This is a genomic window from Marinagarivorans sp. (assembly GCF_982758155.1).
This window is the reverse complement of record NZ_CEXWTU010000101.1, coordinates 6026-16449: the sequence shown is the minus strand read 5'-3', so window position 1 is coordinate 16449 and position 10424 is coordinate 6026. Positions and strand designations below refer to the sequence as shown.

The following is a 10424-nucleotide window of genomic DNA, read 5'->3' as shown; positions in this document are numbered from 1 at the left end:
GACATTGCAGGAGCATAATGTCGTGGAGCAGTTATCGAGGCATGTAACGCTTTGAACAACGAAGGTAAGGATGTCGAGATCAAGCATTAGTGGAAGAAATATTGTTTCCTCGTCCCTTAAGCGGCGCTTAATTCAGAAGCGAGTATTCGGTTCTTCTGGCGGCTCATCTTCATCTATGTCTTCTAAGCTCAATTCAGGTAACCCTGATGAAGTGACAGCGCTCGTATTGCCTTCTGCTGCCAGCTTGATGCGCAAGCGCAAATTGTTGGGAGAATCGGCATAAGCCATGGCATCGTCAAATGCAACTTTACCCGCAGAATATAGCTTAAATAATGCAGCATCGAACGTTTGCATGCCGAGATTTTCGGACTTCTCCATAATTTCTTTAATTTCAGGCAGCCGATTTTTGAGTATAAGCTCTTGGATTATTTTGGTGCCAAGGAGTACCTCAATGGCAGCGCAGCGCTTTCCATCGACTGTCGGCACTAAGCGCTGAGACACGAAGGCTTTTAAGTTCTGTGAAAGCCCAAGCATTAACTGGCCGCGTCGCTCTTCAGGGAATAGGTTGATGATGCGCTCTAGGGCTTGGTTTGCGTTGTTGGCATGCAAGGTCGAAATGGCTAAGTGGCCTGTTTCTGCAAACTCTAAAGCGTGCTCCATTGTTTCTCTGTCGCGTATTTCCCCAATTAAAATTACATCAGGTGCCTGCCTTAGTGTGTTCTTGAGTGCGGCTTTAAAAGTGCGGGTATCAACGCCGACTTCACGCTGGTTGATAACGCTTTTTTTATGTTTGTGTACATATTCAACGGGGTCCTCGATGGTGATAATGTGACCGCCACTGCTGCTGTTTCTATGGTCAATGAGTGCAGCTAACGAGGTTGATTTACCCGACCCTGTTCCTCCGACAAAAAGCACCAAACCGCGCTTGGCCATAATGACTTCTTTTAATATATCTGGTAGCCCCAAGTCGTCGAATTTTGGGATTTCGGTATTAATATTCCGTGCGACAATGGAAACTTCGTTGCGCTGTTTAAAGATATTAATGCGAAAGCGGCCTACCTCATGTATGGAAATCGCGAGGTTCATTTCGAGTTCGGCTTCAAAATCTTTTTGTTGTTTTTCATCCATAATCGCATAAGCGATATCGCGGATTTGCCCACCACTGAAGGGCGTTTGAGATAGGGGTTTTAAGGTGCCCTGGAATTTTGCACAAGGGGGCGCGCCAGTACTGAGGTAGAGGTCGGAGCCGTCTTTTTTGGCTAAAATATTCAGGTATTGATCAATCGGGGTGCCCATTCGGTGCGTCTCCTTGCGAGTTCCTAGTATTGGACTCAATTAAAGTATAGACGCTTATGTGATGGTGCAAGGCTAACGCTTATTCGTATTCGCTATACTTTTTTGAGCTTCCCTTCACTTTATTCACGGGGTATTTGGCCTCATTTTCTTGTGTTTTTTGCAGGATGGCTTCAGGTAAATCTAGTTTCAGTACATCGGCTAGCCGCAATGTATAAAGCAGTACGTCTACCACTTCTTCGCCGACGGCTTGCTTTTGTTCGCCGCTAAGGTTGCGAGAAGCCTGTGAATCCATCCATTGAAAATGCTCCATAAGCTCTGCGCACTCTACACTGAGTGCCATGCTCAAGTTTTTAGGGCTATGGAATTGCTCCCAGTCGCGCTCTTGAGCAAACCGGCGTAAGTATTGAATGACATCAGAGAATTGATTCATAGTAAAAATGCCTTAACTCCAGGGCCGAGTGGCCAGTCCAAAAATAGCCAAATGGCTAAAACTATAGTCCAGCCGAGTAGCAAAGCGATACTGTAGGGCAGCATTAGCGCGATTACTGTGCCAGAGCCTAAGTTTTTGCTGTAATGGTGAATGAATGCAATGACAACGCCAAAGTAGGGCATTAGTGGTGAGATGATATTAGTCGTGCTGTCGCCAATGCGATAAGCCATTTGAGTGGCCTCGGGTGCTAGGCCGAGTAATAAAAACATAGGGATAAAAATGGGGGCAAGAAGGGCCCATTTTGCGGAAGAGCTACCAATAAATAGGTTAATAAAGCCGGCTAAAAATACGAATGTAATTAAAAGGAGTGGCAGTGGTAGTTGCAATGCTTTTAAGCCGTTGGCGCCACTGATGGCAATGACAAGCCCTAGCTGTGACCAGTTAAATAAACTGACAAATTGCGCAGCAAAAAACATAAGCACCAAGTAGCCTGCCATGGTGGCTGTGTGTTGCTCCATGCCGGTAATGGCATCTTGCCATGATGCATAGGTGCGTGCGGCAAGGCCGTAGCTAATGCCGCAGAGTGCTGCCGTTAACGCGATAATGACGACTACACCTTGAGTCAGTGGCGATTGCAGTAGGTTGCCATCAATACTGCGTAATATTCCGTTATCCGGTACCGTTGCAACAAGCAAGAACGTCACGATGACTAATAATGTGATGCCTGCTGCGGCAAGGCCTCGTCGCACTAACGATTCGTTTTGTTCTTCTGTACTCACTGGCGGAACTACGAAGTTAATAGTTTCAACTTGTTTGCGGGTAAATACGTGGTTAACCCAGCTGGCAATTGCGGTAATTAAAAACGTTGAAACGACAATAAAATAATAATTTCCAGTAATACTCACGATATAGTCAGGGACAATTGTGCGTGCACTTTCTTGGCTCAGCCCGGCTAGTACAGCATCGTGTGGGCCAACAATGAGATTGGCACTGTAGCCTGCCGAGACACCAGCAAAGGCTGCTGCTATGCCGGCGATAGGATGGCGACCAGCTTGAATGAAAATAATCGCGGCTAACGGGATTAAAATCACATAGCCAGAATCGGACGCAAGGCTTGAGAGTACACCGCTAAATACAACCGCTGCCGTCAGAAATTTCTCGGGTGTCCGTTTTACGAGCCCTTTGAGTAATGCCGGAAGAAGACCTGAGTGTTCTGCAATACTGAGCCCCATAACAGCCACTAATGCCGTGCCCACTGGTGCAAAGGTGACAAAGTTTTTGACGGCATTTGTTAGAAAGTAATGCAGGCCATCGCGACTGAGTAGGCTCTTTACGAAGACCGCTTCTTCTGCGGGGTTAAGAGCGGCGCCCACGTTAAAAAGCTTGAGTAGGGCCGATGCCAAAACAACAACGCCACACAAGATAATAAATAATGCGGTGGGGTGTGGCAGTTTATTACCCCAGTATTCAATGCTATTTAATATTTTTTTCATTTTAAAGTGATCGGCTGTGCGTGGTGGCGAGTTTAGTCATCGAAATTATTCTTGCTGCGCATTTTTTTAACGTTGCCCCGCTGGTTTTTCCCTTTTATTCGGCGTTCTACACTGCCGCGTGTGGGCTTTGTGGCGACTCGGTACTTGGGTTTATGGCAGGCTTTGTTGATTAAATCACTCAGCCGCTCAAGGGCGTCGTCTCGATTTTTTTGCTGTGTGCGATGGCGTTGGGCTTTGATTGTAATGATGTGGTTGTCACTAATGCGGGAGTCGTTGGCTTTGTAAAGTTGTTCTCTTACGTAGCCTGGCATTGGCGTGGTCTTTAAATCGAGTTGGAGGCAAATAGCCGTAGAGACTTTGTTGACGTTTTGTCCGCCAGCGCCTTGTGCCCGAATGGCGCTAAGTTGAATGCAGCGCAGTGGAATGCTGAGCTGGGAGTTGATAACAAGCATAAAATATAGATGTGGCAGTGCATGAGTGCACAGCTTAGCAGCTTTTTAAGTGATGGCAGTACTCTTCGAAGTTTGTACTCTTAAGGGGTTTAGAGTAGAAATAGCCTTGAATAAGCTTGCAGCCCATATTTTTTAATAGCGCCAATGTCTCTTCGTTTTCAACGCCTTCAGCAATAAGGTCTATATGTAAGTCTTTGCTTAAATTAATGACGGCTTGTGTTATCGCTAGGTCAACGGGGTTGTTAATGATGTCGCGAGTGAACTCACAATCTAATTTAATACAGTCCAGAGGGAAATGCTTGAGATAGCTTAGGCACGAGTATCCAGTGCCAAAATCATCCATTGAGAGTTGAAAGCCGCAGTCCTTAATGAACTTGAGGTTATCGATATTGTTTTCTGGATCGACAAATAAGTTTTCTGTGATCTCGAAATGAATGCGCTTTTTTCTATCCGCTGGCAGTGTACGTATGTCTAAGAGTGTTGTTTTGAAGTCTGGGTGGCCCAATGTTTTCGGTGATAAATTGATAGACAAGTGGTGGTTTTCATCAATGGCACCCGCTTTAATCCACTGTTCCCATTGTGAGATGGCTTGGCGAATAATCCAGTCGGTGACGGGACCTATTAGGCCTGTACTTTCCAGTGTTGGAATGAATGCGTTGGGTGGGACTTCACCATGCTCTGCATGATTCCAGCGCAAAAGTACTTCTGCCCCGTATAGCTTTCCGGTTTGCACATTAATTTGAGGCTGATACGTGAGAAAAAAGTCGTCGTTAGCAATGGCCTTGTTGAGCTCAGTCTCTAGGGATATGCGCAGCGACGCTGCAACTTGAAGGTTCCTGGTGAAAAATGCGTAGCGGTTGCCCCCCTGTTGCTTGGCGGAATACATTGCAATATCAGCGTTTTTCAGAAGCAATTCGCAGCTTTCGTTTTTATCGCTGAGCATGCTTATGCCGATGCTGGCTGTTGTAGTTAGGTGACAACCATCGATGTTCGATGCTTGAGATAGGGTGCCTAATAGGTCTCTTGCGATACGTTGGATGCTATCAATGTCGGGCATGCTGGAGAGCATTACCACAAACTCATCGCCGCCTAAACGCGCAATGGTGTCGCTTTGGCGTAGGGACTTCTTTAGCCGTGCGGCGATATGATGTAGAAACTTATCGCCAGTGGAATGGCCTTTCGTATCATTAATGTTTTTAAATTGATCCAAATCGATGAGTAGCATTGCCGTGCTGCGTGAAGGATCATATTGATTTGTTAGCTGTGTTTCACATAAGCGTAAAAATTCAGAGCGATTAGCGAGCCCCGTAATTGAGTCTTGCTGTGTGACGGCTGCCAGCCGTAAATTGGCTTGTTTACGCTCTACAGCATAGGTGACAAGCCTTGGGAGTAGGGGGGTATTGATATCTTCTGCTTTTATATAGTCATCAACACCGGCTTCTATCAATGCATCAATGTGTTGTGGGTGTGCGTATTCGTCGGTGTCGTGCAGTATGGCGACTATGGTGACTTGACTACCCCAGTGCTTGAGCAGGGCAATATCCGCTAAATGACTATTTAACTTAGCGCCCATATGAATAAATACAGCATCAAAATGTTGGTGATGCAGTTTGTCGGCGGCCTGTTGGATATCATTGATCGAGGTTAATGTGCATTGTGCTTCAGCTTGTTTATGTAGGCTGCGAAAAAACCAGAACGCCGTGCGAGGGTTCTCGACAATATGCAGTACGCGAAGCAGCCGGTGTAGCCCATTAGGCAGGCCGTGCGAGGGTTGTTTTGAATTCATAGTCTGCCACAAGGTCCATGACGTGTGCGCTTTCATACAGTATAGTCCAGCTCTCGGAAATTATTAGTTTGGTGAAGGTTTAGCTGCAAAATGCATTACTCATCAGAACGGGAGTCCGGAATAATTACGCCGGATATGGGTGGCGAAAGGAGAATGTTTGCCAGTCATAAAGATTGGGTGAGTTGCGATCAGTGCGGTCAGGTACAGGCTATGCCCGACCAGCAGCCGGCGAACACGCTGCTGTGCTCGTGCTGTAATCAAGCGTTAAGCTTCGGTCAGGGGGCTTGGCGTGAGAAAGCGGCAGCCTTGGTTATCACCGGTGTTGTTTTATTTGTGCTCAGCAATTGCTTTGTTTTTTTGGGGCTAAAAGTGGGTGCTTTTTATCACGAAGCGAATCTACTGAGCGGTGTTTGGGCTTTAGTGCATCACGATTACATTCCTCTCGCTATCCTTGTGTTCGTGACTATCTTTCTCTTCCCTTTATTCGAATTGCTCGCATTATGTTATCTCGTGCTGCCTTGCTATTTTGGTTGGCGCTTACCCTACCAAATTACGGTTTTTCGCTGGTTTACGAAGGCGGCTCCCTGGAGCATGTTGGAAATTTTTTTGCTGGGTGTATTGGTAACTTCCGTTAAGTTGGGTGATATGGCTACAATCGTGCTCGGTGTTTCGATGATGTCCTTTTTTGCGCTGGTTGCTGTGCTTGGGGCCATTTATTGGTGTATTGATAAACGTGCATTGTGGGCTTGGTTGCAGCCCAATAATTGTTTTGCCAGTGCCGAAGGAGAAGCCCTTTATGATTGTAATATTTGTCATGCGTTGGTGGGTGAAAAAGTGTTGGATGTCGTTGGCTGCTGCCCCCGTTGCGATAACAGCCTGCATACCCGTAAGCCCAACAGTTTACAAAAAACCCTCGCTTATACGGTTGCGGCGGCATTGCTTTATATTCCTGCGAATGTATTGCCGATAATGTCCATGAGTACGTTGTTGGGCGAACGCAGCGATACGATTTTTTCGGGTGTCGTGGCCTTGATGTCGCATGGCTTATGGGGCATTGCGGCAGTCGTGTTTGTGGCAAGCTTGGTTGTGCCTGTCGCAAAATTGATCGTGTTAATTTATCTCGTGTGGTCTGTAGCGCAGGGTGATACCCGCGGTATGAAAGAGCGCGTGTGGTTGTACAAAATAACCGAGTGGGTGGGCCGATGGTCTATGGTCGATGTTTTTGTGGTTACGCTGTTAACAGGTTTGGTGCAGTTTGGCTTTTTGGGCTCAATTGTACCGGGTGAGGCGCTTTTGCCTTTTGCGGCGGTGGTGATATTAACGATGCTGGCGGCGCATGCTTTTGATCCCCGTCTTATTTGGGATGCAGCTGGCGGGCAAGAGAAAGTGTTCAAGCTTGGAATTGAAAATCAATCTCGTGGAGAAAATGTGTAGTGTCAGAAAAAGTGCCAGAACAGTTGCCTGAGAGCGCAGCACCGTCAATTCCTCAGGCGATAGAGCGTAGACGGCATATCTCGCCTATTTGGCTGGTGCCCTTTTTTGCCCTTGTGGTTGCAATTGCTTTGGGTGTTAGGGCTTGGGATCAAAAAGGTGTAGAGGTTGAAATTATTTTCGATGCAGCCGGTGGTATTGAGGTGGGCAAAACGGAAATTCGCTTAAAGGATGTACCTGTGGGAAAGGTCACTAAGCTTAATTTGAGCGATGACTTATCACGTGTTCATGCTATTGCGACCTTAGATAGAAGCATGTCTCGCCACTTAAGTGAGCATAGCCGCTTTTGGTTGGTCACACCGCGCATCAGTGCTTCGGGTGTATCTAACCTCGGCACCTTGGTTTCGGGGGTTTATATTGTTATGGACCCCGGTAAAAAAGAAGGCCGTAAGGATAGTTTTTTTGGTTTGAGTGAGCCGCCCGGCGTGCAGTCTGATGAGAAGGGCACGCAGTATATCTTGCGTGCAGAGACGCTGGGTTCGCTTGATGTTGGGTCGCCAGTTTATTACCGTCAGTTGCGGGTTGGAGAGGTTATTAACTACCAGTTAAGCCTTGATGGCGGTCATGTAGATGCCAGGATTTTCGTTGAAGCGCCTTATGATCATTTAGTGAGCTTACGCAGCCGTTTTTGGAATGTGAGTGGTTTTGATGTGTCGGTGGGTATTGATGGCATTAAGGCCGAGATGGCTTCCATATCGTCATTGTTATTAGGCGGTGTTGCATTTGAAAGTCCTCCGGCAGTGACTGGTCAGAAGCCGGTTGTGGCGGATCATACTTTTGCTTTGTATGATAATAAAAATGCGGCTCACGAGGGGCGATACACACTTAATTACACCTACCTGCTGAAATACAGTTATTCAGTTAAAGGTTTGAGCATTGGTGCACCGGTTGAATTTCGAGGCTTAAAAGTGGGGAGCGTTGCTGATATTCGCCTTGCATCTATTGGCTCTCCGGAAAAAAGTCTTGAGGTGATTATTAAGTTAGAGCCACAGCGTTTTGATAGTCAATCATCACCTACGCGTGAGCAAACTGACGCTATTCTTAATGATTTGATCGCTAAAGGTTTACGGGCTGAGATTAAATCCGGCAATTTAATGTTGGGGTCAAAGTATATAGAGCTGCATTTTGTTGACAGTGCCCAGCCTGCGCAGTTGATGGCGGGTGGGAATGGTGTTGCGAGTCAAATCCCTACCGTTGATCAACCACTTGATCAGTTAGAGCGGCAGCTTTCAAAAGTGGCGGATGCATTTAGCCGGGTACCTGTAGAGAGTATCGGCCAAGGTGTGGATGAGAGTATGCAGGCCCTTAGTCAAATCCTAAATGTGTTCAAGAAAAATAATACTGCTGAAGCTTTGCACGGCACAATTGCTAACGCCGAAAAAGCAACGCGCCATCTAGAAGGCGCTGTTACAGATGCGAGGGGTACGCTGGCTCAGCTCACGCAAACCTTGAAGAGTGTGGATCACACTATTGCCCCCGATTCGCAATTACACGCCGAGTTTTTGGAAATGCTGAATTCGGTGAGTGAAGCCTCTGATTCTTTTGATCGTTTTGTGGAGGAGCTTTACCGCTACCCCAATTCTTTAGTCTTTGGTTTAGGGAAAGACGAATAAAATGACATACTTTAATCGATATGCTGCATGCATTTTCACGCTGTTACTAAGCGGTTGCGCAATAGCCCCGAAAACTCACTTTTATACCCTGCATGGCTTGGCGGCGGAATCTGCTGCAGAGCAGAAAACCTTTGTTATAAATGAAGAGCATACCTACGGTATTGGGCCACTATTCTTACCCGAGGCATTGATGCAGCCTGGAGTGGTGACGCACCGTGACGGGCAAAGCGTGAACCTATCGCTTTACAATATTTGGGCCGGTAATTTACGCGAGGCCATTACCCGTGTAGTGGCGAGTAATATGAGCCAGCTAACCGATGTGGACGCTATTTGGCCATTTCCGTGGGATAACCGTAACCGGCCCACGCGCCAAATTCGGATCGTGTTTGAGCAGTTTTCAGGCAAGCTAGGGGGCACTGTGGTGTTGAAGGCAAAGTGGGCGCTTACCGAAAATAATGGCGAAAAAACACTGCTGCAGAAGCGGGTTGTTTTGTCTGAGGAGGTATCCGGCGATGGATACGGCCCTTATGTGACGAGCCTGAATAATTTGATTAGCCAGCTTTCTATAAATATAACGGAAGCTGTAGGCAAGATGGATTAACGGTTTGATTTTCCACTAAACGTATTAAGGCCGTTTCTTTTTTAGCCAATACTTTGACTAAGTTTCTTTTTTTATCTTTAACCTTCTGATTTTTAAGAAAAAAATAATCTGGCACTGCGCTTGCTAAAACCTCCCTAAGTTCAAGATATATGACAGTAACTTGTCGGGAGTGAGTTTATGCAGTCTGCTCAGTATGATCCAGCAGCACCTCAAAAAAATGATATTGCCAAGGCTTTACATAGTCATGGCGTAATGCCTGTCGGTGCCGCGTCTCCAAGTGCTGAGCAGCTTAGTGATGCGTTTGAATTTTTCAATTCAACATCAACACAACTAGGGCGTTCATATCAATTGCTTGAAGAGCGGGTTGCTCGGCTGACTCAAGAGTTGGATGAAGTCTCGGCCGAAAAACAAGAGGCGAATGAAGAAAAGGCCCAGCTGGCTCAGCGCTTACAAAAACTCCTCGACCTTCTACCGGGCGGCATCATTGTTATTGATGCTCGGGGGTGCATTGTTCAAAGTAATCCTGCTGCGCAAAAAATGCTCGCCCACAAACTCGATGGCTCGCTTTGGCGAGATATTATCGGCGAGTGTTTTGCGCCCAGAGGGGATGATGGATTAGAGATATCTACGCGTGATGGCCGGCGTGTAAGCATGGCTACTAGCTCGCTGGATGATGAAGGCCAAATTATATTATTAACCGATCAAACCGAAACCCGAAAGCTTCAGCAGAAAGTAAGCCGTTACGAGAAATTGTCGGCCATGGGTAAGATGGTGTCGGCGTTGGCGCATCAAATTCGTACGCCCTTATCGGCGGCCATGTTGTATGCCGATCATTTAACGAACGATTCCCTAACCCCCGAAAATCACAAGCGCTTCGCGACAAAAATCCAAGGCCGTTTGCAGCATATGGAAAAGCAGGTGCGAGACATGCTGCTTTTTGTACGCAATGAATTACCCCTTAATGACGTAGTAACGCTAGCTGATCTTGAAAGCGGTATTCGAGCCGCTGCAGAGGTAACTCTAGCGACCAGTAAAAGCTACTGTATTTTTGTTAATCCATTGCCCGCAACGCGAATACGCTGTAATCGTGAGGCGCTGATTAGTGCAGTGGGTAATTTAATAAATAACGCCGTGCAGGCCAGACTGGGCGGCGTAAACATCGCCTTACGATTTGATGTCTTAACGCTGGATGCTGTACCCAGTGTGCGTATATCGGTGGTGGACGACGGGCCAGGCATGACGGATGAGCAATTACACTCAGC

Annotated in this window: 9 protein-coding genes; 4 read left to right on the top strand and 5 right to left on the bottom strand. The window is 46.9% G+C overall.

Translation table 11 applies throughout. The features are described 5' to 3' along the window. Positions 1–132 precede the first annotated feature (132 nt). The 5 genes from AC3A8L_RS11980 to AC3A8L_RS11960 form a co-directional block, all read right to left on the bottom strand. On the bottom strand, positions 133–1296 hold the full coding sequence (locus AC3A8L_RS11980; protein ID WP_487962496.1) for a PilT/PilU family type 4a pilus ATPase: 1164 nt from the start codon (positions 1294–1296) through the stop codon (positions 133–135). Positions 1297–1375: 79 nt separating this feature from the next. Beyond that, entirely contained in the window at positions 1376–1726 is a 351-nt protein-coding gene (locus tag AC3A8L_RS11975) for a nucleotide pyrophosphohydrolase (protein ID WP_487962495.1), read from the bottom strand. Then, complete coding sequence (locus AC3A8L_RS11970; RefSeq protein ID WP_487962494.1) at positions 1723–3219, bottom strand: AbgT family transporter; 1497 nt, start codon at positions 3217–3219, stop codon at positions 1723–1725. The genes AC3A8L_RS11975 and AC3A8L_RS11970 overlap by 4 nt, the downstream gene beginning before the upstream one ends. 32 nt (positions 3220–3251) lie before the next feature. Beyond that, positions 3252–3671 carry an alternative ribosome rescue aminoacyl-tRNA hydrolase ArfB gene (arfB, locus tag AC3A8L_RS11965; protein ID WP_487962493.1) on the bottom strand — a complete coding sequence of 140 codons (420 nt, stop codon included), beginning with the start codon at positions 3669–3671 and terminating at the stop codon, positions 3252–3254. Positions 3672–3705: 34 nt separating this feature from the next. Continuing rightward, positions 3706–5457: a putative bifunctional diguanylate cyclase/phosphodiesterase gene (locus AC3A8L_RS11960; RefSeq protein ID WP_487962492.1), complete on the bottom strand. Its 1752-nt coding sequence runs from the start codon at positions 5455–5457 to the stop codon at positions 3706–3708. A 90-nt stretch (positions 5458–5547) separates the two neighbouring features. Between AC3A8L_RS11960 and AC3A8L_RS11955 the strand changes: the two genes are divergently transcribed. The 4 genes from AC3A8L_RS11955 to AC3A8L_RS11940 all read left to right on the top strand — a co-directional run. Continuing rightward, on the top strand, positions 5548–6891 hold the full coding sequence (locus tag AC3A8L_RS11955; protein WP_487962491.1) for a paraquat-inducible protein A: 1344 nt from the start codon (positions 5548–5550) through the stop codon (positions 6889–6891). After that, positions 6891–8561, top strand: coding sequence for a PqiB family protein (locus AC3A8L_RS11950; protein ID WP_487962490.1), 1671 nt, complete (start codon positions 6891–6893; stop codon positions 8559–8561). Before AC3A8L_RS11955 ends, AC3A8L_RS11950 begins: the two co-directional genes overlap by 1 nt. A gap of 1 nt (position 8562) precedes the next feature. Then, a complete protein-coding gene (locus AC3A8L_RS11945; RefSeq protein WP_487962489.1) occupies positions 8563–9162 on the top strand; it encodes a PqiC family protein in 600 nt (199 codons plus the stop codon). Between the two features lie 177 nt (positions 9163–9339). Beyond that, positions 9340–10424 (top strand): sensor histidine kinase (locus AC3A8L_RS11940; RefSeq protein ID WP_487962488.1); only part of this gene is annotated, 1085 nt, incomplete at its 3' end.

What these genes read in the sequence shown, in the direction of transcription:
- AC3A8L_RS11980 (WP_487962496.1), bottom strand. Translation starts at nt 1,296, where the DNA reads ATGGGCACCCCGATTGATCAATACCTGAATATTTTAGCCAAAAAAGAC.
- AC3A8L_RS11975 (WP_487962495.1), bottom strand. Translation starts at nt 1,726, where the DNA reads ATGAATCAATTCTCTGATGTCATTCAATACTTACGCCGGTTTGCTCAA.
- AC3A8L_RS11970 (WP_487962494.1), bottom strand. Translation starts at nt 3,219, where the DNA reads ATGAAAAAAATATTAAATAGCATTGAATACTGGGGTAATAAACTGCCA.
- arfB (WP_487962493.1), bottom strand. Translation starts at nt 3,671, where the DNA reads ATGCTTGTTATCAACTCCCAGCTCAGCATTCCACTGCGCTGCATTCAA.
- AC3A8L_RS11960 (WP_487962492.1), bottom strand. Translation starts at nt 5,457, where the DNA reads ATGAATTCAAAACAACCCTCGCACGGCCTGCCTAATGGGCTACACCGG.
- AC3A8L_RS11955 (WP_487962491.1), top strand. Translation starts at nt 5,548, where the DNA reads ATGCATTACTCATCAGAACGGGAGTCCGGAATAATTACGCCGGATATG.
- AC3A8L_RS11945 (WP_487962489.1), top strand. Translation starts at nt 8,563, where the DNA reads ATGACATACTTTAATCGATATGCTGCATGCATTTTCACGCTGTTACTA.